Genomic DNA, 24,492 nt, shown 5'->3' on the forward strand with positions numbered 1-24,492 from the left:
CGATCCGACTCATTCGTCCGTCTCCCAGGGCAAGCGCGAGTTCATCAGCCTGGACAAGCGCTTATCAGGCTTGGCCGGTGCATCGAGCAAAGCGAGGAATTCCGCATAGGCTTCCGGCGAGACTTTGATGAGGGTGCGGTCGAGCAGCGTATCCTCGGCCATGCGGCGCGCTGCATCGAGGATGAAATCCGTTCGCGTTTTTCCAAGCGCGCGCGCAGCCTCGTCGATCAGGCCACGCTCTTCGGGCTTGATGCGAATGTTCAGCGTGCTTCGCTTGGAAGCTTCGGTTGGAGATTCGTGCTTCATCGTTTCAGGGTAGCAGACTGTAATGACGTTGTCATTATAGTTTCAACTCTGCCCGTCAACACAATCGGAAGTCTTTGCTTATCCCTTCGCCGCCATGTCCCGCCCGGGCCTGTCAGCCGACGAAATTCAGGATCCAGTGAACACCGTATCTGTCGGTCAGAAGACCAAAGCGTGTGCCCCAGGGCATGGTTGCAAGGGGCGCCCGCACGCGGCCGCCTTCGGCGAGCCGGCTGAACAGCCGCTCGATCTCGTCCAGGCTTTCGCAATCGATGGAAACGGAAAATCCGTCGCCCTGGATATAGCCGGCGCGCGAAGGCGTGTCGGACGCCATCAGCATCGGCATGCCCTGTCGTGAAAGCTGGGAATGCATCACCGGCGCGTCAGGCGATTTGGACGGCTGGCCGGTTTCATCCGGATAAGCGTTGAGCATCAGCTCGAGGCAGCGTTCTTTCGGCGGCGAGCTTGGTGCTTCGTTTGCGATGTCCGGAGGTGTCATGCGCGTCATCGTGCTGACGTCATTGCATTTCCGACCCGAGGGGATCGGCCTAAGTCACGGCATTCTCCCTGAACAACGCCTCAATCAGTGGGCACGCTGGCAACGTGCCATCCCCGCACTGCTTGACGACATCCTTGAGTACAAGTTCCATGCGCTTCAGATCGGCAATCTTCGCGCGCACGTCCTCAAGGTGGGTCGCCGCAACCGCACGAGCGTCCGCGCAGGGTTGGTCCCGTTCGTCCACAAGCCGGAGCAGCGCGCGGATTTCGTCAAGTGAGAAGCCCAGTTCGCGCGCTCTCAGAACAAAGCGAATGCGTCGCTCGTGTGTCGTGTCGTAGTTTCGATAGCCGCTTTGCGTGCGCGGCGGCTCTGGTAGGAGGCCGACCTTCTCGTAGTATCGCACCGTCTCCAGATTGGTTCCTGTTCGCCGGGCCACTTCGGCCCTTTGCATACCCTTCACCAAGGCGTGATCGCGCATCTCGAAATTTCTCTTGAGCCTGTAGTCGCTACAGACCGCACATTACTCCGGGCACTGGATTTCGGCAATCAGCGAAGGACGCCATGGAAACTTCAGCTTTTGGAAAGACCCGGTCGGCGTCCGCCGATGAGGTCTCGGGCGGCAGCCAAGCTGCACGGCAACGCCTTGTCATCGTTGGCGGCATACTCGGCGCACTCGCGGCGTCTTCGTGCTGCATCGTGCCACTGATCTTGTTCAGTCTTGGGGTCGGTGGCGCCTGGATCGGCAACCTCACCGCGCTCGCGCCATACAAACCGCTATTCGTGACGGCAACGGTTGGCGTCCTCGGCTATGGCTTCTACCTCGTCTACTGGGCTCCCGCGCGAGCCTGCGCAGATGGTGCCGCCTGCGCTCGCCCAATACCCAGCCGGTTCGTCAAACTCGCGCTCTGGTCAGCGACGGCACTTGTCACCGCCGCTTTTGCCTTCGACTACGTCGCGCCCATTCTTCTCGGCGCCTAACAAGGAGATTTGTCCCATGCAGAACCTTTTGAGCGCCCTGTTGATCGGCGGAATAACCGTGACTGCCTCCGCCGCCGCCGCCGCCGAGCGCACCGTCACCTTTGGCGTCGACAACATGACCTGCGGCTCTTGCCCCTACATCGTGAAGGCCTCCATGACGTCGGTAGGTGGCGTCCGCGATGTCGCCATCTCATTAGAGGCGAAGACCGTGACCGTGACCTTTGACGACACGAGGACGACGGCCGAGGCCATAGGCGCCGCCAGCACAAATGCAGGTTACCCGGCTCATCTCCAACAGGGAAGTTGACGGCCTTCCGCGACCTCCCGAACCGGCCGCACTTCAATGAAGGTTTGACCTGATGAGCGACTGCTGTGCACCTAAACCCGCTCCCGATGTTGGTTCAGCAGCCGGTCTGCCCGAGTTTACTGTACGACCAGGCGTGATGTTTCCCGATTGGTCGGTTGTGGCGTCCCCCGTGGTCCGGAGCGCGCTGCTTGCCATGATCGGTTCGGATCACATCCTGCACGGCTGGAGCGGCTACTCAGCCGCCGTGGATCGGGTACGCGCCGCGCTGATCCAGTTCTATGCCGACAATGGCCGGGCGCCGACACTGTTAGCGCTTGCGGCGGAAGTCGGGTTGACCGAAATGGCGTTGCATCCGCTCCTCGATGACCTCAGCGAACGCGACCTTGCGGTTCTCGAGGGTGGCCTGATCGTCGGCGCCTATCCATTCGCCAGCCAGGACACCGGCCACCAGATCAGGTTGGATGGTAACTCCGTCAACGCGATGTGCGCAGTCGACGCGCTTGGCGTCGGCGCAATGCTTGATCGAGACGTTGAGATCATTTCCCGTTGCTGGCACTGCGGTTCGCCAATAAAGGTGTCCACGCGAGACCGTGGCCGGACACTCGACGAAGTCAGCCCTCGGTCAGCGGTCGTTTGGCTGAGCGTGCGCTACGAGGGCGGCTGTGCCGCAAATTCGCTCTGTTCGATGACAGCCTTCTTTTGCAGCGACAACCATCTCGCGGCTTGGCGAAGCAAACGACCCGCCGATGAACCGGGATTTCGGCTTTCCATCGAAGAGGCGCTGGAGGCTGGTCGGGCGATCTTCGGACCGAGCCTGACCGGACTGCGTTCGCAAGGCGATGCCGTCTCCAGTGCAGCCAAAAGTGGTGCCTCGAAACTCACCACTTTCGGCCGTCGCACCCCGAAGAGCAATGTCTATGACCTTGCCGTCATCGGGGCCGGCTCGGCCGGCTTCTCCGCTGCCATCGCCGCCGCTGATCAAGGAGCGCAGGTGGCGCTGATCGGCAGCGGGATCATTGGAGGTACATGCGTCAACGTCGGCTGCGTTCCATCAAAGACCCTTATCCGGGCTGCGGAGACGCTTCACAACGCACGCGCCGCCGCGCGATTTGCAGGCGTCGCTGCTGACGCTGAGGTCGCCGACTGGAGGGCGACCGTCCGTCAAAAGGACGATCTGGTCGGACACTTGCGACAAACGAAGTACGCAGACCTGCTTCCGGCCTACAACGGCATCGCCTATCGCGAGGGGTCGGCGCGCCTCGTCCTCGGCGGAGTGGATGTTGGCGGCACGAGGATCGCGGCGGATCGGGTCATCATCGCGACCGGAGCGCGGCCGACTATCCCGAGCATCCCAGGTATTGAAGCTGTGCCCTGTCTCACCAGCACGTCAGCTTTGGAGCTTCATGATCTGCCGAGAACGCTGCTCGTCGTCGGCGGGGGCTACATCGGCGCCGAACTGGCTCAGTTGTTCGCGCGGGCCGGTGTCAAGATGACGCTCGTCTTTCGCTCACGGCTGTTGCCCGAGGCCGAGCCTGAGATCAGCCGGGCACTGACGGGATACTTTGAAGACGAGGGGATCAACATCGTCTCTGCCGTCGCCTACCGTTCGATCCACACGACAGAGGCCGGTGTTGCACTGTCGGTTGAGCGCGATGGGCAGATTGTGACACTCGACGCCGAGCAAGTTCTCGTCACCACTGGGCGCACGCCCAACACGGAGGCACTCGACCTCACTGGGAACGGTGTCGCTATCACGGCAAACGGTGGCATTGCCGTTGATGACCGCATGCGGACCACCCGCCCCGGCATCTATGCCGGTGGCGACGTGACGGGCCACGATCAGTTCGTCTACATGGCCGCCTATGGCGCCAAGCTCGCTGCCAAGAACGCTCTCAACGGCGACAGCCTGCGGTACGACAATGCAGCGATGCCGGCTGTCGTGTTCTGCGATCCGCAAGTCGCCAGCGTCGGCCTAACCGAAGCCGCCGCGCGCGCCGCAGGACATCATGTCCGGGTCTCGACCATTGCCCTCGACCAAGTGCCGCGTGCGTTGGCCGCACGGGATACCCGAGGGCTCATCAAGCTGGTCGCCGAGGGCGCGACGGGTCGGCTGCTCGGGGCTCACATACTGGCACCCGAGGGCGCTGACAGCATTCAGACCGCAGCCTTGGCGATTACCTGCCGCCTTACGGTCCGGCAGCTCGCCGACACGATCTTTCCTTACCTGACCACGGTTGAAGGTTTGAAGCTCGCCGCTTTGTCGTTCGACAAGGACGTGGCGAGGCTGTCCTGCTGCGCGGGCTGAGGTTCCGTCGAGCCGGCGCATACCGGTCACCCAGCAACCACGCAATGGCCTGTAGGCCGACGAAGTTGAGGATCCACTGAACCCCGTGTATCTGTCGGTCAGGAGGCCGAAGCGTAGGCCCAGGGGATGGTTGCAAGGGGCGCCCGTACGCGCCCGCCTTCGGCAAGCCGGCTGAACAGACGCTCGATCCGCCCGTTAACACAATCGGAAGCCTTTGCTTAACCCTTCGCCGCTATGTCCCGCCCGGGGAGGCATGGCGAGAGTGAGTGTGATGGACAACAGCCCGGAAAAGCGCAACGAATGGCGTGCCATTTTTTATGTGCAGGCCCGCGTGGCCATCCTGTTTGTCCCGGTCGTCGCCAGCCTTCTGGTCATTGCCGCACTTGCCGGCAACGACCGCCATCCCGATGCCATCGACCGCACCGTCACCGGTTCGGTGAAATAGACGCAACTGTCGGCTCGGAGCGACTCTCGGCGCCGCCTCAGAAAAACTTCGGGATCGGGCCGTTCTGCGGCGTCACGTCGCCGTCGAGGTCAATGAACAGCTCGTCGACAAAGCACCAGGCCCAGCCTTCCGGCGGGTCGTAGCCCTCGATGACCGGGTGCTTGGTGGCGTGAAAATGCTTGGTGGCGTGGCGGTTGGGCGAGTCGTCGCAGCAGCCGACATGGCCGCAGGTGCGGCAGAGTCTGAGATGCACCCACATCGAGCCGCTCTTCAGGCACTCCTCGCAACCGAGCGCGCTTGGCGTCACCGTCTTGATGTCGCGCGTGTGCTTGCATTCATCCATTATGCTCTCCTGGCCAGTTCGGGCGCTGCTGCGCTGGGTCGCGCGAGATAGGCGTGCAAGGCCGCCACCACCTGGGCGCCTTCGCCGACGGCGGCCGCCACCCGTTTGACCGAGCCGGAGCGCACGTCGCCGATGGCGAACACGCCGCTGCGGCTCGTTTCCATCAGACCCGACGCGACGTCGGCGCCGGTGCGCACGAAACCCTTGGCGTCCAGCGCCACATTGCACTCGGCCAGCCAGTCGGTGTTCGGGTCGGCGCCGATGAACAGGAAGAGATGCTGGATCGGGCGGCTCTCGACCTCGCCGGTCGCCCCGTTGCGCCAGCGCAATCGGGCAAGATTGCCGCCTTCGCCTTCCAGCGCCTCGATCTCGGTCTCGGCCAGCACCTCGATATTGGGCTGCGCCTCGATGCGCTCGACCAGATAGCGCGACATGGTTTCCCTAAGGCCGCCGCGGCGCGCCAGCATCGTCACCTTGCGCACCTGGCTGGCGAGATAGACTGCCGCCTGCCCGGCCGAATTGCCGGCGCCGACCAGCGCCACCTCTTGCCCGGCGCACAGCCGTGCCTCTATCGGCGAGGCCCAGTAATGCACCGACGTGCCTTCGAATTCGGCCAGATTGGCGATATCGAGGCGGCGGTAGCGCGCGCCGCTGGCGATCACCACCGTGCGTGAGCGCACGGTTTCGCCGTCGCCGACGGCGAGCGTGTAGCCCTCGCTTGCCGCGCCGAGCAGCTTCGCCTCGTCGGGGATCACTATTTCGACGCCGAATTTCTGCGCCTGGTTGTAGGCGCGCGCCATCAGCGCCATGCCGGTAATGCCTGTGGGGAAACCCAGATAGTTTTCGATGCGCGCGGAGGCGCCGGCCTGGCCGCCGAAGGCGCGGCAGTCGAGCACGATGGTGGACAGCCCTTCCGACGCCGCATAGACCGCCGCCGCCAGTCCCGCCGGCCCGGCGCCGACAATGGCGACGTCATAGACCATGTCTGAGTCGATCGGCCGCAGCAGGCCGATGCAGCGGGCGAGTTCGGTCTCGCCGGGATTGTGCATCAGCTTGCCGTTGGGGCAGAGCACAATCGGCAGATGGTGCGGGTCGACATGAAAATGCTCGATCAGTGTTTTCGCGCACGGATCGCTGTCGGAATCCAGCGCCCGGTGCGGCTGGCCGCTGCGGCGCAGAAACCCCTGCAGCCGCAGCGTGTCGCCATTGCCGGCGGGACCGATGACGATCGGCCCGCTGCTGCCGCTTTCCAGGAGACCGACGCGACGCAGGATCAGCGCCCGCATGATCCGCTCGCCGAGACTGGCTTCCTGCACCATCAGGTCGCGCAGCCGCTGCGAGGGAATGACGAAGGCCTCGACCGGCTCGATCGCCTCGGCATTGACCAGCGACGGCCGGCTCGACAACTGCGCCAGCTCGCCGATGAAATTGCCGGGCCCATGGGTGACGATGGTCTCGCGCCGGCCGGGCCCGACATCCTGGGTGATGTCGACCGTGCCGGACAGGATGACGATCAGCCCCGGCGCCACAGCGCCGGCGGTGACGATATGCTCGCCGGCGGCATAGGAACTCGCCTCGCCGAACCGGCGCATGCGCTCGATATCGGCGTCAGCCAGGATGGGAAACATCTGGTCGCGGCGGGCGACGGTGATCGGCTGGGCGGATGGGGCCATGGGTGCGAGCGTAGCGCCACGGCCGCCGGGTTTGAAGCGGTTTGTTGGGTGCCTGACCAGGAGGGGAGGTGGTCCGCCTTCAGTTTGGCATTCGTCGTGTTCGGGCGAGCACCCCCCTTGCCGCAGCGAAGACCAACGGAGCAGAACCGTCGCAACGCTGGCCACTGATCGTCAGACCGAAGTCCTACGCCAATACGACTGAAGGCCCTGTGCAGGAACAAAGGCTTACAGCTGCCGTTGCCCTTCCGAGAAACATTCGGGAGGAAGAAATGGCTGACGGACCAACTGTCGTGAATGCAGGAGGGGGCGCAGGAACGGCAATAGCGATTGTTGTTGCAATCGTCGCAATCCTTGCCCTGCTTTTCGTCACCGGCGTCATCAATCTCAATGGTGGTGATGGAAATGACATCAACGTGAAAATCGACGTGCCCAAGGTTGAGGCGCCTGCCTCAACGCCAAAGCCAGCGGCTCCAGCCCCGGCTCCCGCCAACGGCGGTTGAGCCGATCGGCTGCGGCTCCAGCGCGGCGCGGGAGGAGCGCTGGAGCCAGTTTTCATTAGGGAACAAGACAATGGACGACCCACACAACAGCGTATTGGAAGCCCGGTGGCTTCTTGCCGTGCCTGCTTCGGCGATCTTTGCGGTCTTGTTGGCCGGCCTGATACTGACCTGAAACAATTTTTCAACGCCGATTGGCGCGCCTGGCGAGCCGGCCCATCAGCTTCAAAGAATTTTGGTCACCAGATTGTCCAGCCTGGAGTTCTCGCGGTAAGCCAATCGCACCACAGCGGCCCCCAAGACCCCGGTAACGGCGCCGCCGATTACGTCGGTCAGGTAGTGGGTGCCGATGTAAATTCTCGACCAGCAAATCAGGAATGCCATGATCATGAATGCCAGCGTCCGGCGCGGCAGAGCTTGCATCGCAAAGGCCGCGACGATCGCAACAGATGCCGTCGCGTGGTCGGAGGGGAACGACCAGTCGGCGCTGGGCGCGATCAACAGATGCGTCACGCCGGCATCGTAGGGCCGTATCCTGTGCACGAACAGAAGGATGAACTGGTTGATCGCCAGCCCGAGCAAGAACGCCAGACCGGCCGACAGGGCCGCGTGACGAACATGGTAGCGGTCGGCCTTCGTCCACCATTGCACAACCACAGCCAACACCATGAGCGGAACGCCGATTTGTGAGGCGCCAGTCATTGCTTTATCCAGAACCGGGTGAAGCCCAGCTGCGGCGTTGATCCAGTGGGTGAGAGTTGCATCCATTCTTTGTCGCTTCCGTTGTTGTCGATCGCGAGGTGAATTGTGAAGGCAGTCGACGAACGCCGCATCCATCAGATTTTTGAAGTCAGCGTCTGGCTGAAGGGTGCGCACGCCCTGATCGAATGCCTTGGCGGTGTCCTGCTTTATCTCGTCACCACGGACACCATTGCCTCGTGGGTCAATGCATTCACCCAAGAGGAGTTGATCGAAGATCCGAACGATTTCATAGCTGGCTATCTGTCGCAGATGGCAAGCCATTTTTCGATCGCCAGCAAGGAGTTCTACGCCTTCTACCTGCTCAGCCACGGCCTGATAAAGCTGCTCTTGGTCATAGGCCTTTTGCGAGGCAAACTGTGGTCGTATCCGGCCTCCCTCGCCGCGCTCGGCGCATTCATGGTCTACCAAGTCTACCGCTATTCCTACACCCACTCACCGGGCCTGCTCGTACTGACCGTCTTCGATGCGGTCGTCATGGTGCTGATCTGGCACGAATGGGGCACAATGCGGCGGCACGAGCCTGCATAGCGACGGATTATCGCCCTAGGCTCTGTTCAATGCGCTGGACCGCAGACCAGCATGGCCCAAGCGGAGCCGACACACCAACGGCCGCTAGCTGATGCGGATGCGTCGCAAAGCCCCGCGCTGCAAGGCAAACAGTGCCCCGACCAGCGCGACATTTATCAGGGCGAGCCCGAGCAGCACGGTTAGCAATCCGCGCTCGCCGGTATGTTGCAAGAGCAGCGCGCCGACGGATGGCGCCGCGGCTTGAGCGATCAAGCTCGGCATGGCGAGCCGGCCCATCAGCTTCGCATAGCCGGTGGCGCCAAACAGGGCGAGCGGCAGCGTGCCGCGCGCGATCGATTCCAGGCCGATGCCGGCGCCATAGAAAACCAGAGCTACCGGCAGGACCGGCAGACCGGTCCAGAGCGTCGCCACACCTATGACCACGAACGTCACCGAGGCGAGTTTGGTCCAGATCGGATGATGGTAGCGCGCGATGGCCATCTCGATGGCGCGGGCGCCGACCTGGGAAGGACCGACCAGTGCGCCAAGGCCGACCGCCGCGCCGAGCGCCAGTCCAGTCGACTGTAGCACGGTCAGCAGATGCACCGACAGGGTAGACGATATGACGGCCGACAGCGTGATGCTTGCCGCCAGCGTGGCCATCAGGGGCAGGCTGCGCGGCGCCAGACCGGTTTCCGGCACGGCAGCCGTGTGGGCAGACGCTTCGGCGGGAACGCCGCGCGGCAGGACAAGCAGATAGACGGGCAATGCCACCAGAAGCTGGATTGCCGCATAGACCAGGCATACGCCGCGCCAGCCGAACGCATCGAGCAGAAAGGCGGAAATCGGCCAGCACACCGTGCTGGCGAACCCACCGAACAAAGTGAGGCTGGTGATGGTCGAACGGGCGCTGCGCCCGTACAGGCGTCCGAGCGTGCCGAAGGCGGCATCATAAAGGCCGGCGCCCATGCCAAAACCCATGATCAACCAGCCGGCGACGAAGACGGAAAGGGTCGGCGACGCGGCCACTACCGCCTGGCCGATGCCAAGGCAAACGGCGCTGAAGGCGAGCGTCATGCGCCCGCCGTGTCGTTCGATTGCCGCACCGACATGCGGCGATATCAGGCCCGCGACCAAAAGCCCGAGCGACAGGCTGCCTATCACCCAGGGAAATGGCCAGCCGGTCTGAGCCGAGACGGCGGGCGCGATGACGGCCGGTAGATAGTAGGAAGAACCCCACGCCATGATCTGCGTGAGGCCGAGCGCCGAAACGATAACACGTCGACTTGGGATCACAGGCGTTTCCACTCAGGCATGCCCCCGAAAAGTGAGTGGAGCGGCCAATGTCGGTGCCTTCACGAGCCCATCAAAGCCCGCTATTTCTGATCCCTCAAAAGGAAAGACCTGATGCGCATCGCCGTGTTTGATGAGAATGAAGCAAGGCTTCATGTGCGAGCCCTTGCCGAGCTGCTGACCCAGAGCGTCGAGGACGGCGCGCTCGTTGGCTTCGTGCTTCCTTTCGATGAGCCTCAGGCGCTGACACATTGGGAGGGTGTTTTCCGTTCGGTGAGGGAAGGCGAACGGCTCCTCATCTGCGCCGATATCGACGGCTGTGTCGTCGGCACGGTTCAACTCTATCTGTCGCCGGAGCCGAACGCGCCACACCGGGCCGAAGTCTACAAGCTTCTCGTTCATCGCGACTTCCAGCGGCAAGGCATCGGTCTCGCTCTTATGCAGTCTGTCGAGCGTGAGGCCATGGCTAGAAAACGCTCTTTGCTCCTCCTCGATACGGTCGAGGGCGGGGCCAGCGAGCGACTCTACAGGCGGCTCAACTGGCATGAGGTCGGCTCTGTCCCGCATCACTTTGTTGACCCGCATGGCCAGCCGAAAGTCTCTATCTATTTCATGAAGCATCTGTCGCTTTAGGCCGGTAGGCGACCTTCTCCCGTCTTCTTTCACGAAGTCTCGAACAGGATTGTCGAGGAGAGGCAGCACGGCTTCGGGCAGCGAGCTCACGCGGCAACGCCGCAACCGCACCCACCCCTACCGACGGCTTTTGCTTCGACATCGGCGACGCAGCAGCCATCCGCCTCCTTTGCGGCCGGACCGCCGCAACAGCCTTTGGACGCAGCGCCAAGTGCAGAAGACGGCACCGTACAGACGCCGGTTTCCGGCAGCACGAGTTGCACTGCATCGGCGGAAACCATGTCGCCGGCAAGAGCGGCGGCGACGGAGCGGACCTGCTCATAACCCGTTAGCAGCAGGAAGGTCGGCGCCCGACCATAGCTCTTGATGCCGACCGTGTAGAAATCGGGCTCGGGATGGCTGAGCTCACGGTGGCCATGCGGCGGCACATCACCGCAGGAATGCACGTTGGGATCGATGAACGGCCCCAGCGCCTTGACGCCTTCAAGCCACGGATCGAGGTCGAGGCGAAGCTCCCTGGTTAGCGAGAGGTCGGGCCGCTGCCCGGTTGCGGCGATGATGCGGTCGACAGGGCCGACTTGGCGCAGACCGCCTGCGGTCTCGCCTTCGACGATCAGGCGATTTTCATGCGCGCGGATGGCGACGGTCGCAAATCCTGTCACCAGCGAGACGCGGCCGCTTTCCGCCAGTTCGCGAACATCGGCGCCAAGCTCGCCGCGCGCCGGCAAAGCATCGGCATCGCCGCCGCCATAGATGCGCACGAGGTCGGTGCCGCGCGTTACCCAGATGAACGCCGTGCCGGGCTCGGCATCGGCCAGTCTGGCGAGGTCGAGCAAAGCATTGGCGGCCGAGTGGCCCGAGCCGGCAACCAGCGTGGTGCGGCCGGAATAAAGAGCGCGGTCACGGCCGAGAATATCGGGGATTCCATAGGCGATACGGCCGGCATTCTCTGCCTCGCCCTCGGCCGCGATTCCGCCAGCGCCGAGCGGATTTGGCATCTGCCAGGTGCCGGATGCATCGATGACGGCGCGGGCGCTGTCTCGCCTTGTGCCATTGGCCGTTTCGACCACCAGCATGAAGGGCCGCGTGCCGCGCGCCTTGCTTAGCACCTTGTCGGCGCCCCAGCGCGAGATGCCAACGACGCGGGCGCCGGTTTCGATTGCCGGCGCCAGTTCCGGCAGTTTGGCAAGTGGCTCCAGGTAATGCTCGACAAGCTCGCCGGCGGTGGGGAATGCCTCTGGCGCCGGCATGCGCCAGTCATGGGCTTCGAGCAATTTTCTCGCTGCCTGGTCGATGCAGTAGCGCCAAGGCGTGAACACCCTGACATGGCCCCAATCCCGCAGGTTGGACGCAACGCTGCTGCCGGACTCATAGACCTTCACCGGCAGGCCCTGTTCCAACAGATGGACCGCTGCCGCCAAGCCAACCGGACCGGCGCCGATGACGGCAATGGGTAGATCGCTTTGAGAGGTCATTTCTATACCTTCCATCATTCCGGGATTATCGAAATACCAAGCAAAAAATTATGCCGCTGCCTCGCCTTCGGCCGGATTGCAGGCGGCATCGGCACAGCATTCGTCGACGAGGAAACCGATCATATCCTGCATGATGGGATAGTTGGCGCGGCAGATCAGCGTCGTCGCCTGTCGTTCCTGAGTCACCAGGCCGGTCAGGATCAGCCGGTGCAGATGATGCGACAGCGTCGAGGCGGCGATGCCGAGACTTTCCTGCAGATAGCCAACCGGCCTCCCCGCGGCGCCGGCCCGGACTAGCGTGCGATAGAGATTCAGCCGCGTCGGATTGCCGAGGGCTTCGAGCTGCTTTGCTGCTTGTTCGAGTTTCATGGAAATACCATTAGACCCAAGGCTTCGTGGTGTCAACGCTATTTCGAATAATGTCGAATTACCCAACACCGCCAACATCAAGCGGCAACGGCTTGGTGGCCACGGCCTCTTCCACAGTCGGTCCCCAAACGACGAGTATGAGACCAATAAGGATGATCATGCCTCCAACTACAACGAGCGGCGTGACCGCTTCGCCAAGCAGCACATGTGCCGTCAGCATGCCGAAAATCGGCATCAAGAGGATGAACGGGGCAATTTGATCAACGCGGTGCCGGCGAAGCAGGCCATACCAGATCGAATATGCGGCGACGAAACCTCCCAGCGCCAAGACCGCCACCGCACCCCATTGAGATAGCGTGGCCTGGAGCATAGCCGCCTGCTGCCCGCTTTCCAGAACTAGCGACATGATCAGCAGTTGCGGGGCGGCAATTGCCGCCATCATGCCCATCAGGCGCGCGCCCGAATCCTGGGACTTGGTGCGGATGATCGCTTGGGCGACACCCCAGCAGAGCGTGCCAAGTACGATCAACAGGAGGCCACTGGATTCTCCGACGGAATTGGGCAGCCCGACGACCAGCGCCACGCCTGCCAAGGCAATTATGACACCGGCCAGACGGCGACCGTTTGTCTGTTCCTGGCCGACGAGCCAAGCAGCGAGAACCGCGAACGGCACTTGGGACTGAACGGTGAGAATCGCCATGGTGGCAGGGACGCGGGCGATGCCGCTGAAAATAAGCGCGCTTTGCAAGCTGGCGCCGAGTGTCGCTGCGGCGATCACAGCCCATAGCGGTGTTTGCCGCGGCTGCCACGGCCGATACAATGCGAATGCCGTGACGGCATAGACAATGCTCATGAGAAACAGTGGCGGAAAGCGGTCCATAGCCGGTTTCGCCATCGTATAGGCGATTGCCCATAACACCGGAGGCATGGTCGCAATGAGAGCGTCGCGTGGTCTCATTCGTCGATCCCGCCGCTGGCATGCTGATACTGTCGCATTTCAGGATGCTGATTGTCTGCCTGCTCTGGTGCAGTCGCCGTCCCGTTTGCGCCAGCCACTCGCCTCAAATCGATCGCTGATTTGACTGCTCGGCGACCTCCTCGCGCTTTCAACCCGGCAGTTCTGATCACGAAACGCGCTTGCCGCCCGCGTCAATCACAACTTCACCGTCTTCCTTGGTGAAGGGGCCGATATCCGGATTGGGCAAGATGTCGAGCACCGCTTCCGACGGCCGCGCCAAAAGCACGCCGAGTGGCGTCACCACGATTGGTCGGTTGATCAGGATCGGATGCGCCAGCATGAAATCGAGGATCTCGTCGTCGCTCCATTTGGGATCGCCGAGATTAAGTTCGGCATAGGGCGTGCCCTTTTCGCGCAACAAGTCGCGCGGCCTCGTTCCCATTGCCGCGATCAGTTCGATCAGCTTTTCGCGCGACGGAGGCGTCTTCAGATACTCGATCACCTCCGGCTCCTCGCCGGATTGGCGGATGATGGCCAGCGTGTTGCGCGAGGTACCGCAATCGGGGTTGTGATAGATGGTGATGGTCATTGCGCAGCTTTCATTTCTGGCACGGGTTTCGATTCGGAAAGCAGCCAGCCGGCCAGCGCCATGGCGAGCAGCGCGCCCAGCAGTTCGGCGACGATGAAAGCCGGGACATCGAGCGGCCGGATCCCGGCGAACGTGTTGGAAAACGCGCGCGCAATGGCGACGGCCGGATTGGCAAACGAAGTCGAGGCTGTGAACCAGTAAGCGCCAGTGATGTAGAGCCCGACCAGCCAGGGAATTGCGTCACTGCGAAAGCGCAAGCCGGCAAGGATGGTGAACACCAGGCCGAAGGCGGCCACCAACTCTGCGATCCATTGGCCGCTTCCGGTTCGTACGGTTTCGGAGACCTGCAGGATCGGCAGGTCGAACATCGCATGCGCCAGGAGCGTTCCGGCAAGGCCACCCAGAATTTGGGCGACGACGTAAGCCAACCCTGTGCTGGCTTCGATCTCACGTCGAAGCGCGAACACCAGCGTCACCGCTGGATTGAAATGCGCCCCGGAAATCGGCCCAAGAATGGTGATCAGCACCACCAGCATAGCGCCGGTCGGGATCGTGTTGCCGAGGAGCGAAAGCGCCACATCGTCGGTCAAGCGATCGGCCATGATGCCCGAACCGACAACGGCGGCAACCAGCATGGCGGTGCCGAGCGCTTCGGCGACAAGGCGTCGTGACAAATCAGTGGCCATGCTGTTCAGCCTGCATTGGGGTGATTGCGACCGATCTCATCCAGGCGCTTCTGCAAGGCAAGCTTGTCGAGTGTACTCATCGGCAGGCTTACGAAGATTGAAATCCTGTTATTGAGCATGCGGTAGGCATCGGCGAATGCCAGGTGTTTTTCAGCATCCGTGCCCTCGACGGCTGCGGGATCGGGCACGCCCCAGTGCGCCGTCATCGGCTGACCGGGCCATACGGGACAGGATTCATTGGCTGCGTTGTCGCAGACAGTGAAAACGAAATTCATCTCAGGTGCGCCCGGCACCGCAAATTCCTCCCAGTCCTTCGAACGGGCAAAGGAGGTATCGTGGTTTAGAGTCTTTAGAAGCTGCAGCGTATAGGGATGGACCGCACCCTTCGGATGGGAACCGGCAGAAAAGGCCTTGAACCTGCCTGCGCCGACGCGGTTCAGGATCGCCTCCGCGAGGATCGACCGCGCCGAATTACCGGTGCACAGAAACAACACATTGTATATCTGATCGCTCATTGCTTCCCCCTGGCATTTGTCGGCTTAACACTTGCAAGTCACCGCCTGGATTACCGGCTGGCAAAGCTCCGGCGCACCGTTGCAGCAATCCTCCATGAGGTAAGCAAGCAAGTCGCGAAATCCGGTCATATCGGCGACATAGCGAATGGTGCGCCCCTCGCGCACCGCGCGGACCAGCCCGGCATGGCCGAGTATCTTCAGATGCGCCGACATGGTGTTCTGGACGATGCTTAAGCGCGATGCGACCTCGCCGGCGGGCACGCCTTCAGCGCCGGCCCGAACCAAAAGCCGGAAAACCTCCAGCCTTGTATCCTGGCCAAGCGCTGCAAGCGCGAGAAGGGCGGTCTCTTTGTTCACGTATCCATAAATCCAGATTTATCGTCGTATAGCCAAGGCGTATGACGTTTAGATGACATTCAGGAAACCGGATCGATGGCTGGCTGGACAGCACTTGGCGAGGACAGACTACATCTGCGACGGCAAGAGATGCGCCTGCAAGCTGGATCACCAAAGCAACAAAAAAGCCCGGACGAACCGGGCTTTTTTGTCAGGCGTCTCAACCACGCTAAGCGGCTCGAGACGGGAATTTGGTGCCCAGAAGAGCCGTGCTGCGACTAGCATACGGCAGGCCGCGAAGCCGAGCCAACCGTGTTGGACCGCTACCCCTGAGCCAAACGGCCATGCCCATGGCTCCTGTCCGCCAAAGTCTCGATGACCCGGCATTCCGCCACTCTGCCACAAGCGCACTCATCGACCATGCGCGTCAGCTCCAGTCGCAGGGCGTTCAGGCTCGCGATCCTGCTCTCGACTTCCGCCAGCCGGGCCTTGGCGATCGCATCAGCTGTCGCACAGGATTGGTCCGGGTTGTCTTGAAGCGACAGCAGTGCCCGGATGGCGTCGACCTCGAAGCCCAGCTCGCGGGAGTGCCTGATGAAAGCCAGTCTCGAAACGGCGCCCTTGGCGTAGCGTCTCTGCTGTCCTTCGGTACGCGGTGGCGCCGGCAGCAGGCCGATCTGCTCATAGTAGCGGATGGTGGGGACCTTCACCGCCGTTCGCCGCGAAAGCTCGCCGATTGAGAAATCCATGAAAAACCTCTTGAACCTCTAGTGGCTAGAGGAACTAAGGTGATCGCAAACATGGAGATTTTCAATGGCCGACGATTGCTGCGCCCACGAAACAACGGCTTGCGCAGGCCCGCCGCCTCTGGTGCTGCCGGCCAGGACGGACAAGGCGGAAGCGGCAAGTCATGGCGCGCCGAATGCCTCGTGCTGCTCTGGTGGTGTGGCCGTCTTCGATGGCATGGACATCAGCTACAAACGCGTGCTTTGGGCCGTCATTGCGATCAACGGCGCGATGTTCCTTACCGAGATGGTCGCCGGACAGCTCGCCGGATCGCAAGCCCTCAAGGCCGATGCCCTGGACTTCCTGGCCGACACCGTCACCTATGGCCTGAGCCTCGCCGTGATCGGTGCAACCCTGCAAACACGCGCGACTGCCGCCTTGTTCAAGGGGCTGTCGCTGTTCGTCATGGCGCTGTGGGTGTTCGGCTCGACGGTCTACCAGACCTTGATCCTTGGTGTTCCGAGCGCGGAGGTCATGGGGGTCATCGGCTTTATGGCGCTGGCTGCGAACCTCGGCTCCGTGCTGCTGCTGCGCCCCTATAAGGACGGGGATGCAAATGTCCGCTCGGTCTGGCTTTGCTCGCGCAACGACGCCATTGGCAATGTGGTGGTGATGGCTGCCGCCATAGGGGTTTGGGGCACAGCCACCGCCTGGCCGGATCTCGTCGTCGCCGCGCTGATGGCGGGAATATTTCTGACCTCTTCCGTTCAGATCCTGAGGCAGGCCTGGGTTGAGTACAGCCAGGGCCGCCAGCTTGCTGCCGCGGAATAACAAAAAAGCCTGGACGAACCGGGCTTTTTCCGGGATCTATTTTCCCTCCAGAAGCCGGACATTCGACCCAACCAGCGCTTATGACCCAAGACCGACGTACAGAGTTAGGATTTCAAAAACGGTAGCATTGGTAGGTATTCCGGACATCCAGCGGTCGGGCACCGTCATGAGGCCCGGGCTGAGCGACCCGGCGTTATTGCGCCGATGGCAGCTTGGGCGACATCCTGGGCAGAAGCAGCCTAGCCCTCGGAAGGGCAGCGTCCCCGGCACGAGACCCAGCCTAAGAGCGGTGGACGAGCACTGGGATTTTGCTGTGGGTCAGCACCTTGCCCGTTTCGCTCCCAAGCACGATCGCCAAGATTCCGCGCCGCCCGTGCGATGCCATGACGATGAGATCGCAGCCCCTGACCTGTGCCGTGTCAATGATAGCCGCATAGGGATGTTCATGCTCGGCGTGGATGGTTTCGCAGGCGACATGCCTCTCTGCCGCAGCCGCCGCAGCCGCGTCCAGATATTCCTTTGCCTGTCCGTGCAGGTAGTCATGGACGAAAGCCTCGGCCCCGGGAATATCGACGACGGGTGTAGGGTCGGACATAATGCAGTGAAGCGGGGATGTAACCGCAAGGATACTTACTCGGGCATTTAGCACCGCAGCGAGCGCGATGCCATGCATGATCGCGTTCTTGGACGTTTCGGACCCGTCCGTGGGGAGCAGGATGTGCTTGTACATTGTGCTAAACTAAGGAGTGACGCTGAGGGCAATCACATAGCCGGCTCAGCGGACGCCACGGACGTTAGTGCCAGGATGGCACCAGCCGACAGGATCAAAAGTCTGCTCATTGCCTACTCCTCTCCTCATGATCGAATTAACGTCTGAAATTCTACTCGTTATCTCCTCTCCTAGCAATTCGCTGCTTAAGTTCCGCAAGTCCTCCTTCGTAGGCATAGAGGGCTAGACCCGCATCATGAAGAAGAAAAGCCGCGTCGAGTATAAACCCCTCTAGTGGATTCAGATCATAGTCTTGTCCCACAATTACTCCTGCAACGTCCCATAGCTGATCGGCGTGTCGCAGGTCGTGAACAGTTAGTCCTGTCAGAGCGTGATGGGTCTGTGAAAGAATAGGCTCAACTCGGGTAGCCAAAGTACGGTAGGCATCCAAGAGAACTTGACGGTCATCTGTCTGGGAACGGGTACTGTCGGGGCCGAATGTCTTTTGAAGAGGTCGGTTGTCATTGAAGCTCTCGTGATGCGACTGCAATGCCGAGCATCACAGCTGCACACTTGTGCATGGAAAAGAGCATGCTGGTATTCCTTGTAGCTTCCACCACTCAAGGCGCAGGAATACCTGCATAGACGGACGCCAGGCACAAAAAAGCCCGGATGAACCGGGCTTTTTCTGAGAAACCATCACCAGTCCTCCTTCGCCAAGGCTTCGGAGGACACTCCTTCGTCTAACGACTTCGGGTGGCCTGCCACCCGAAGCTCGAAGAGCGAAGGGTGGTGCCCAGAAGAGGACTCGAACCTCCACTCCTTGCGGAACACGGACCTGAACCGTGCGCGTCTACCAATTCCGCCATCTGGGCTGGTGCGGGCTCATGTAAGCGGGCAAGCGACGGGTGTCAACGCGCTTTTTCAGACCATGATCCCGAAAAGTGGGAACCGGTTTTCGGAAAAGATCATGTCAATCAAGAAACACCCGCTCGGCGACGCGCCGGCTCAGTTTTCCAGCACGTCCTTCGACGCCACGGTGGAATCGGCGTTGAGCTTGTAGATCACCGGCACACCGGTGCCGAGTTCGAGCTTGACGATCTCCTCGCCGCTCTTGCCGTCCAGCGCCATGATCAGCGCGCGCAGCGAATTGCCGTGCGCGGCGACCAGCACGGTGCCGCCCCTCAGGACATGGGACTGCATGTCGTGGAGATAATAGGGCCAGACGCGGGCGCCGGTGTCCTTCAGGCTTTCGCCGCCGGGCGGCGGCACGTCGTAGGAGCGGCGCCAGATGTGCACCTGGTCTTCGCCCCACTTCTTGCGGGCGTCATCCTTGTTGAGGCCGGAGAGGTCACCATAATCGCGCTCATTCAGCGCCTGGTCTCGGATCGTCTTCAAATCGCTCTGGCCGACGGCGTCGAGAATGTGCTGGCAGGTCTTTTGCGCCCGGATCAGCGCCGAGGTGAAGGCGATGTCGAATTTCAGCCCGCGCGCCTTGAGCTTCTGGCCGGCTTCCTTGGCCTCCTTGTGGCCCAGTTCGGTCAGGTCGACATCGCGCCAGCCGGTGAACAGGTTCTTCAGGTTCCATTCGCTCTGGCCGTGGCGCACGAGCACGAGAGTTCCCGACATGTTTGCTCCTTCAAAATTATGGATATCTCAGGCTAAGCCCAGCACGTCCCGCATCGAATAAAGACCAGGCTTCTTGCCGCGTGCCCATAGCGCTGCCTTGACCGCGCCGCGGGCGAAGATCGCGCGGTCCTCGGCATGGTGCGACAGCGTGATGCGCTCGCCGGTGCCGGCCAGGATCACGCTGTGGTCGCCGACCACCGAGCCGCCGCGCAGCGAGGCAAAGCCGATCGTTCCGGGCTTGCGCACGCCGGTATGGCCCTCGCGTGACCGCACATCGTTGCCGGCAAGGGAAATGCCGCGTCCCGCCGCCGCCGCTTCGCCGAGCAGCAATGCGGTGCCCGACGGCGCGTCGACCTTGTGCTTGTGGTGCATTTCGAGGATCTCGATGTCGAAATCGTCGGCGTCGAGCGCCCGCGCCGCCTGTTCCACCAGCACCGCCAGCAGATTGACGCCGAGGCTCATATTGCCGGATTTGACGATCGTCGCATGGCGCGCCGCGGCCTCGATCCTGGCGTTGTCTTCCGCCGAACAACCGGTGGTGCCGATGATATGGGCAATGCGCGCCTGCGCGGCATAGCCGGCGAATTCCACAGTCGCCGCCGGCATGGTGAAATCGAGCACGCCGTCGGCCTTGGCGAACACCGGCAGCGGGTCGTCGCCGATTGTCACATTGATGATGCCGATGCCGGCAAGTTCGCCCGCATCCTTGCCGAGATAGGGCGATCCGGTCCGCTCGACCGCGCCGACGACGCGCGCGCCGGGGATCGAATGGATGGCGCGGATCAGCGTCTGGCCCATGCGGCCGGCCGCCCCCACCACCACCAGGCCCATATCGCCGGTTTCGCTCATACGGTCCTCCCAACCACCTTCTTTCCACGCGAACGCGGCAGCGGAGTTTGGATTGGCTTGGCGTCGTCGACAAGCCCCAGCCCCTTCTTGCCCTGCACCCGGTGGAAGCGGGCATAGACACTGTGCGGATCGGCCATCAGCGAGGCGTGCGTGCCTTCCTCGACCAGCCGGCCCTGCTCCATGACGATGATATGGTCGGCATTGACCACGGTCGACAGCCGGTGCGCGATCACGATGGTGGTGCGGCCGGCCATGATTTGGGTGAGCGCTTCCTGGACCCGGGCTTCAGCCTCGTTGTCGAGCGCCGAGGTTGCTTCGTCGAGCAGCAGGATCGGCGCATTGCGCACGATGGCGCGAGCGATCGAGACGCGCTGGCGCTGGCCGCCAGACAGCGTCGCGCCGCTTTCGCCGACCGGCGTGTCGTAGCCTTGCGGCTGCTGGCGGATGAAGTCGTCGGCCGCGGCTTGGATCGCTGCCTGCTCGATCTCGGCGTCGGTGGCCGAAAGCCGGCCATAGCGGATGTTGTCGCGGATGGTGCCTTCGAACAGATAGGGCGACTGCGAGACATAGGCGATCGAGCTTCGCAGCGAGTGCTTGGTGACTTTGGAAATGTCCTGGCCGTCGATTTCGATCGTGCCTGCATCGACGTCGTAGAAGCGTTGCAGCAGCGCCACCAGCGTCGTCTTGCCGGCGCCCGAGGCGCCGACGATGGCCGTCATCTTGCCGGCGGCGGCGGTGAAGCTTAGATCCTGCAGCACCGGCACTTCCTCGACATAGCGGAAGGACACGTTGTTGAACCGCACTGCGCCGGTGGTGAAATGCGCCTCTGCGGCGCCTGGCGCGTCGCCTTGCTTCGGCTCACGGTCGAGCAGCTCGTAGATCATGCGCGCATTGACCAGCGCCCGCTCCATGCCGACCTGCATGCGCGCCAGACGTCGCGCCGGGTCATAGGCCAGGATCAGTGCGGTGATGAACGAAAACACCGCGCCCGGCGGCTGGCCGAGCACCAGTGCCCGATAGCCGGAATAACCGATGACCGCGGTCACCGCGAGGCCGGCCAGCATGTCGGAGATCGGCGACAGCCGTTCTGAGACGCGGGCGATCTTGTTGCTGCGCTGTTCGGCGCTGGCGGCGAGGTCGCCGATGCGGCGCGACAGCTCCTCCTCCATGGTGAAGGCCTTGACGATGGCGATGCCTTGCGTCGCTTCCTGCACGGCCCCGATCAGCCGGGAATTGATCAGCACCGATTCCCGGTTGATCTTGCGTACCCGGCGCGTGATGTAGACGACGGCCCAGATCAGCGGCGGTCCGATCAGCAGCGAACTCAGCGACAGCACCGGATCCTGGTAGATCATGACGCCGACAAGGCCGACCAGCGTTACCGCGTCGCGGGTGATCGAGACTATGGTCAACGACAAAAGGTCGCGAATACCGCCGACATTCTCGTTGACCTGCGCCGCCAGCCGGCCCGAACGCGTGTCGTTGAAGAAATCGACGCCGAGCTTCATCAGATGATCGAAGATGCGTCTCTGGTAGCGGGCGACCAGATTGTTGCCGATGGTGGCCAGCGCCACCGCCTGACCGTAACCAGCGAAGCCTCGGATCATGAAGGCGCCCATGAAGCCGGCACAGATCCACAAGACGGCGCCGCCCTGCCGTTCGTAGAATATCTGGTTGACCATTGGCGCCATGATCCAGGCGCTGAAGGCGGTCGTGCCCGAAACCAGCAGTGAGCAGGCGATGGCGACGGCATAGGACCTGCGATAGTCGTGGCTGTTTTCAGTCAGGATGCGGCGCAATACCGCCGTGACCTCGGCCGGTCTCACCTTCGCTCTGCTTGGGCTTTGAAGTGTCAAATCTGCTGCGTTTCGTCGGTTTCCGCATCGTAAGCGGGCTGGAATTCGGCCCCCCTCTTAACGCCCCGGCCGTGGCTTGCCTATGGCCAAGGCGGCGAAACTTCGTCGCGGCTCAGTTCACGATTGAGAGTTGGTCGCCACTTTGCGGATGCGGATCACGCCCGCCAGCGCCGCCCCGCGGTCTGGACGCCGAACAGCGAGGGGTTGCGGGCATAGGCGGCAAGGCCGGAAAGTGCCGCCAGCGGGTGGGTGATGACATAGACCGGCATCGAGGCCATCAGCGCGCTATGCGGCGCCTTGTCCTCGAAGGCGGCGCGGAAATTGCCTTCCTTCAGCGCCGGCACGATCTTTTGCGCGATGCCGCCGGTCAAAAACACGCCGCCGCGGCTCATGAACACCAGCGCCAGGTCGCCGGCGGTGCGGCCGAGGCAGGTGACGAACAGCGCCAGCGCTTCCTCGGCAACCGGATCGGTCTTGGCCAGCGCCGCCCCGGTGACCTCGGCCGGCGTGGTGAATGGCGAAGGCTTGCCGTCGGCCTTGGCCACCGCCCGATAGACATTGACCAGGCCGCGCCCGCACAGGATCTGTTCGCCCGAAATGCGGCCTTCGAGCTTCTCGATATGCGGGAAAACAGCGAAATCGCGCTGAGACCGCGGGCCGATATCCATATGGCCGCCTTCGCCGGGCACCGGTATCCAGTGGTTGAGCGCATGGACCAGCCCGGCGACGCCGAGCCCGGTTCCGGGGCCAAGCACGACGCGCCCGGCATTGGGCTCCGGCGTGCCGCCGCCGATCTTTTCCATATGCTCTTCGCCGAGCGCCACAACGGCCAGCGCCTGCGCCTCGAAATCGTTGAGCACGACGATGTCGCTCAGGCCCAGGTTGGAAAACATCTGCTTCGGCTTCACCACCCATGGACAGTTGGTGAGCGGGATCTCGTCGCCATCGACCGGCCCGGCGATCGCCAGCACCGCCGAATTCGGCCGGATGGACGAGCGGTCGAGCACCGCCGCCTGGATTGCCTCGTCGATGGTGTTGAAATTGGCCGTCTGCACGATATGCGGCTCGCCGGCGTCCGAATTCGCGTCGAGCACAATCGAAAAGCGCGCATTGGTGCCGCCGATGTCGCCGATCAGCACTGGAAACCGCAACGCTGCGTCGTCGTCGCCTGACATGCCTTGGTCGTCCCCTTTGTGGCGACGTTGCGCCGTTTCAATCGATTGACTAGCGCATGGCCCTGGAAAGGGGAAGCGTCAGTTCGCCATTACTGTCCGACGTTTGCCGGTGGCCGTCGCCTCGGCAGGGGAATGCCGATCTCCGGCGTGGCGGTGAAGGCGTTAACGGCGTTTGGCAGTCCGGCCGCGTTGCCGGTGATGGGCGGCAAAGGCGCGTCGGGTTCCGGCGCCCTGGCCGCGATCGGCACGCCGCCGCCACGATAGGTGACGGCTTCCGCCGAGTCGGCATCCGGCTGATCGAGCACAAACCGGCATTGTTTCGGCAGGTTCGCCATCGTCATCACGTCGCGCGCCTTGGGCGCGTCGGGGTTCTTGTTGGGACGCCACGGCTCTTCGGTGAACCACCAGGCCAGCGGCTTGCCGCAGCCATCGTCGTCGGGCGTCGCTTCCTGTCCCTTGCAGTTCGGCGAGCCCGGCTGGCAGCCGATGCGGATGTGGAAATGATAGTCATGGCCCCAGAACGGCCGGATCTTGCGCAGCCAGGAGCGGTCGCCGGTGACGGTGTCGCAGAGCTTCTTCTTGATGCCGGGATTGACCAGGATGCGCTCGACTTCCGAGTAGCTCGCCGCGCGCTTCAACAGCTGCGTATGCATCGGCTTCCACAGCCGGTCCTTCACCAGATGCGTCTTGTCGTCGACCATCAGCGTGGCGCTGATGTTTTCGCGCTCCTGGGTCGTGAGCTTGCGGTCGGGCATCGGCGTCAGCCAGATGTCGGCGTCGAGGCCGATCTGGTGCGAGGCATGGCCGGTCAGCATCGGCCCGCCGCGCGGCTGCGAGATGTCGCCGATTAGAAGCCCGGGCCAGCCGTCGGCGGCGGCATCGCGCGACAGTTTCTCGATCAACGCGATCATCGTCGGGTGACCCCAGCGCCGGTTGCGCGAGGGACGCATCACCTCCCAGTTCATGCCATCCATGGGCAGCGCGACGCCGCCGGTGAAGCAGCCCTTGGAATAGAAGCCGAAGGATTGCGCCGCTGCCACCGCCGGCAGCTTCTTGGCGCCGAACAGGTCTTTTGCCCGCGGCTCGGCCGTGATTGCGCCCGCGGCCAGCCCGGCCAGCGCCACGATCGCCAGCGCCGCCGTCAGGAACGGTCGTCTGCCGGGCAAGGATCGCATTGAAATCGTCATGAGCCCCCTCTGCAACAGGCCGCGCAACTCGGCGAATCATACCACGCTTGGCGCCGC

Annotated in this window: 30 protein-coding genes and 1 tRNA gene; 8 read left to right on the top strand and 23 right to left on the bottom strand. The window is 62.7% G+C overall.

Annotated features, from left to right (window positions below; all coding sequences use genetic code 11):
• Positions 1-9: 9 nt before the first annotated feature.
• The 3 genes from AC1DYO_RS25320 to AC1DYO_RS25330 all read right to left on the bottom strand — a co-directional run bounded on the left by AC1DYO_RS25320 (position 10) and on the right by AC1DYO_RS25330 (position 1,280).
• On the bottom strand, positions 10-306 hold the full coding sequence (locus AC1DYO_RS25320; protein ID WP_477267162.1) for a type II toxin-antitoxin system TacA family antitoxin: 297 nt from the start codon (positions 304-306) through the stop codon (positions 10-12).
• A 112-nt stretch (positions 307-418) separates the two neighbouring features.
• On the bottom strand, positions 419-802 hold the full coding sequence (locus AC1DYO_RS25325) for a VOC family protein (RefSeq protein ID WP_477267163.1): 384 nt from the start codon (positions 800-802) through the stop codon (positions 419-421).
• A gap of 49 nt (positions 803-851) precedes the next feature.
• Positions 852-1,280, bottom strand: coding sequence for a MerR family transcriptional regulator (locus AC1DYO_RS25330; RefSeq protein WP_477267164.1), 429 nt, complete (start codon positions 1,278-1,280; stop codon positions 852-854).
• An 83-nt stretch (positions 1,281-1,363) separates the two neighbouring features.
• On the opposite strand from AC1DYO_RS25330, the gene AC1DYO_RS25335 reads away from it, so the two are divergent.
• The 4 genes from AC1DYO_RS25335 to AC1DYO_RS25350 all read left to right on the top strand — a co-directional run bounded on the left by AC1DYO_RS25335 (position 1,364) and on the right by AC1DYO_RS25350 (position 4,837).
• Entirely contained in the window at positions 1,364-1,780 is a 417-nt protein-coding gene (locus AC1DYO_RS25335) for a mercuric transporter MerT family protein (protein ID WP_477267165.1), read from the top strand.
• A gap of 16 nt (positions 1,781-1,796) precedes the next feature.
• Positions 1,797-2,087, top strand: a complete 291-nt coding sequence (locus AC1DYO_RS25340) for a heavy-metal-associated domain-containing protein (protein ID WP_477267166.1) — start codon at positions 1,797-1,799, stop codon at positions 2,085-2,087.
• A 52-nt stretch (positions 2,088-2,139) separates the two neighbouring features.
• Positions 2,140-4,392 carry a bifunctional organomercurial lyase/mercury(II) reductase MerBA gene (gene merBA / locus AC1DYO_RS25345; RefSeq protein ID WP_477267167.1) on the top strand — a complete coding sequence of 751 codons (2,253 nt, stop codon included), beginning with the start codon at positions 2,140-2,142 and terminating at the stop codon, positions 4,390-4,392.
• A 262-nt stretch (positions 4,393-4,654) separates the two neighbouring features.
• Positions 4,655-4,837 (top strand): hypothetical protein, encoded by a 183-nt coding sequence (locus AC1DYO_RS25350; RefSeq protein ID WP_477267234.1) that lies wholly within the window; start codon positions 4,655-4,657, stop codon positions 4,835-4,837.
• Between the two features lie 37 nt (positions 4,838-4,874).
• Here AC1DYO_RS25350 and AC1DYO_RS25355 read toward each other — a convergent pair whose 3' ends face one another.
• Positions 4,875-5,180 carry a UBP-type zinc finger domain-containing protein gene (locus tag AC1DYO_RS25355; RefSeq protein ID WP_477267168.1) on the bottom strand — a complete coding sequence of 102 codons (306 nt, stop codon included), beginning with the start codon at positions 5,178-5,180 and terminating at the stop codon, positions 4,875-4,877.
• Positions 5,180-6,853 carry an FAD-dependent oxidoreductase gene (locus tag AC1DYO_RS25360; protein ID WP_477267169.1) on the bottom strand — a complete coding sequence of 558 codons (1,674 nt, stop codon included), beginning with the start codon at positions 6,851-6,853 and terminating at the stop codon, positions 5,180-5,182. Before AC1DYO_RS25360 ends, AC1DYO_RS25355 begins: the two co-directional genes overlap by 1 nt.
• 269 nt (positions 6,854-7,122) lie before the next feature.
• Between AC1DYO_RS25360 and AC1DYO_RS25365 the strand changes: the two genes are divergently transcribed.
• Positions 7,123-7,353 carry a hypothetical protein gene (locus AC1DYO_RS25365; RefSeq protein ID WP_477267170.1) on the top strand — a complete coding sequence of 77 codons (231 nt, stop codon included), beginning with the start codon at positions 7,123-7,125 and terminating at the stop codon, positions 7,351-7,353.
• Between the two features lie 222 nt (positions 7,354-7,575).
• On the opposite strand, the gene AC1DYO_RS25370 is transcribed toward AC1DYO_RS25365, so the two are convergent.
• The gene (locus AC1DYO_RS25370; protein ID WP_477267171.1) at positions 7,576-8,118 is read right to left on the bottom strand and encodes a phosphatase PAP2 family protein; all 543 of its coding nucleotides are present in this window, start codon (positions 8,116-8,118) and stop codon (positions 7,576-7,578) included.
• A gap of 39 nt (positions 8,119-8,157) precedes the next feature.
• Here AC1DYO_RS25370 and AC1DYO_RS25375 point away from each other — a divergent pair, with 39 nt between their 5' ends.
• Positions 8,158-8,640: a DUF2127 domain-containing protein gene (locus AC1DYO_RS25375; protein WP_477267172.1), complete on the top strand. Its 483-nt coding sequence runs from the start codon at positions 8,158-8,160 to the stop codon at positions 8,638-8,640.
• A gap of 84 nt (positions 8,641-8,724) precedes the next feature.
• Here AC1DYO_RS25375 and AC1DYO_RS25380 read toward each other — a convergent pair whose 3' ends face one another.
• Complete coding sequence (locus AC1DYO_RS25380) at positions 8,725-9,864, bottom strand: MFS transporter (protein WP_477267232.1); 1,140 nt, start codon at positions 9,862-9,864, stop codon at positions 8,725-8,727.
• A gap of 162 nt (positions 9,865-10,026) precedes the next feature.
• On the opposite strand from AC1DYO_RS25380, the gene AC1DYO_RS25385 reads away from it, so the two are divergent.
• Positions 10,027-10,545, top strand: coding sequence for an N-acetyltransferase family protein (locus AC1DYO_RS25385; protein ID WP_477267173.1), 519 nt, complete (start codon positions 10,027-10,029; stop codon positions 10,543-10,545).
• 86 nt (positions 10,546-10,631) lie between these two features.
• Here the strand turns inward: AC1DYO_RS25385 and AC1DYO_RS25390 are convergent, their stop codons facing one another.
• From AC1DYO_RS25390 to AC1DYO_RS25425, 8 genes are all read right to left on the bottom strand, one after another.
• Positions 10,632-12,020, bottom strand: a complete 1,389-nt coding sequence (locus AC1DYO_RS25390) for an NAD(P)-binding protein (protein ID WP_477267174.1) — start codon at positions 12,018-12,020, stop codon at positions 10,632-10,634.
• Positions 12,021-12,068: 48 nt separating this feature from the next.
• Positions 12,069-12,389 carry an ArsR/SmtB family transcription factor gene (locus tag AC1DYO_RS25395; protein ID WP_477267175.1) on the bottom strand — a complete coding sequence of 107 codons (321 nt, stop codon included), beginning with the start codon at positions 12,387-12,389 and terminating at the stop codon, positions 12,069-12,071.
• Between the two features lie 58 nt (positions 12,390-12,447).
• On the bottom strand, positions 12,448-13,347 hold the full coding sequence (locus AC1DYO_RS25400; protein ID WP_477267176.1) for a DMT family transporter: 900 nt from the start codon (positions 13,345-13,347) through the stop codon (positions 12,448-12,450).
• Positions 13,348-13,513: 166 nt separating this feature from the next.
• On the bottom strand, positions 13,514-13,936 hold the full coding sequence (arsC, locus tag AC1DYO_RS25405; protein WP_477267177.1) for an arsenate reductase (glutaredoxin): 423 nt from the start codon (positions 13,934-13,936) through the stop codon (positions 13,514-13,516).
• Positions 13,933-14,622 (bottom strand): aquaporin, encoded by a 690-nt coding sequence (locus AC1DYO_RS25410; protein WP_477267178.1) that lies wholly within the window; start codon positions 14,620-14,622, stop codon positions 13,933-13,935. Before AC1DYO_RS25410 ends, arsC begins: the two co-directional genes overlap by 4 nt.
• 5 nt (positions 14,623-14,627) lie before the next feature.
• On the bottom strand, positions 14,628-15,137 hold the full coding sequence (locus AC1DYO_RS25415; RefSeq protein WP_477267179.1) for an arsenate reductase ArsC: 510 nt from the start codon (positions 15,135-15,137) through the stop codon (positions 14,628-14,630).
• Between the two features lie 24 nt (positions 15,138-15,161).
• Complete coding sequence (locus tag AC1DYO_RS25420) at positions 15,162-15,494, bottom strand: ArsR/SmtB family transcription factor (protein ID WP_477267180.1); 333 nt, start codon at positions 15,492-15,494, stop codon at positions 15,162-15,164.
• A gap of 302 nt (positions 15,495-15,796) precedes the next feature.
• On the bottom strand, positions 15,797-16,222 hold the full coding sequence (locus tag AC1DYO_RS25425) for a MerR family transcriptional regulator (RefSeq protein ID WP_477267181.1): 426 nt from the start codon (positions 16,220-16,222) through the stop codon (positions 15,797-15,799).
• A gap of 64 nt (positions 16,223-16,286) precedes the next feature.
• Here AC1DYO_RS25425 and AC1DYO_RS25430 point away from each other — a divergent pair, with 64 nt between their 5' ends.
• A complete protein-coding gene (locus AC1DYO_RS25430; RefSeq protein WP_477267182.1) occupies positions 16,287-17,030 on the top strand; it encodes a cation efflux transmembrane domain-containing protein in 744 nt (247 codons plus the stop codon).
• Positions 17,031-17,310: 280 nt separating this feature from the next.
• Here AC1DYO_RS25430 and AC1DYO_RS25435 read toward each other — a convergent pair whose 3' ends face one another.
• From AC1DYO_RS25435 to mepA, 8 genes are all read right to left on the bottom strand, one after another.
• The gene (locus tag AC1DYO_RS25435) at positions 17,311-17,760 is read right to left on the bottom strand and encodes a universal stress protein (RefSeq protein WP_477267183.1); all 450 of its coding nucleotides are present in this window, start codon (positions 17,758-17,760) and stop codon (positions 17,311-17,313) included.
• A gap of 151 nt (positions 17,761-17,911) precedes the next feature.
• Entirely contained in the window at positions 17,912-18,289 is a 378-nt protein-coding gene (locus AC1DYO_RS25440) for an HD domain-containing protein (RefSeq protein WP_477267184.1), read from the bottom strand.
• A gap of 240 nt (positions 18,290-18,529) precedes the next feature.
• Positions 18,530-18,614, bottom strand: a tRNA-Leu gene (locus AC1DYO_RS25445).
• A 133-nt stretch (positions 18,615-18,747) separates the two neighbouring features.
• Positions 18,748-19,368, bottom strand: a complete 621-nt coding sequence (locus AC1DYO_RS25450) for a 2,3-bisphosphoglycerate-dependent phosphoglycerate mutase (protein WP_477267185.1) — start codon at positions 19,366-19,368, stop codon at positions 18,748-18,750.
• A 27-nt stretch (positions 19,369-19,395) separates the two neighbouring features.
• Complete coding sequence (dapB, locus tag AC1DYO_RS25455; RefSeq protein ID WP_477267186.1) at positions 19,396-20,217, bottom strand: 4-hydroxy-tetrahydrodipicolinate reductase; 822 nt, start codon at positions 20,215-20,217, stop codon at positions 19,396-19,398.
• Entirely contained in the window at positions 20,214-22,073 is a 1,860-nt protein-coding gene (locus tag AC1DYO_RS25460) for an ABC transporter ATP-binding protein (protein WP_477267187.1), read from the bottom strand. The genes dapB and AC1DYO_RS25460 overlap by 4 nt, the downstream gene beginning before the upstream one ends.
• 155 nt (positions 22,074-22,228) lie before the next feature.
• Positions 22,229-23,248 (bottom strand): glucokinase, encoded by a 1,020-nt coding sequence (locus AC1DYO_RS25465; RefSeq protein ID WP_477267188.1) that lies wholly within the window; start codon positions 23,246-23,248, stop codon positions 22,229-22,231.
• Positions 23,249-23,337: 89 nt separating this feature from the next.
• Positions 23,338-24,435, bottom strand: a complete 1,098-nt coding sequence (gene mepA / locus AC1DYO_RS25470; RefSeq protein ID WP_477267189.1) for a penicillin-insensitive murein endopeptidase — start codon at positions 24,433-24,435, stop codon at positions 23,338-23,340.
• Positions 24,436-24,492: the final 57 nt, after the last annotated feature.

This window comes from Mesorhizobium sp. P2_F5 (assembly GCF_056403715.1).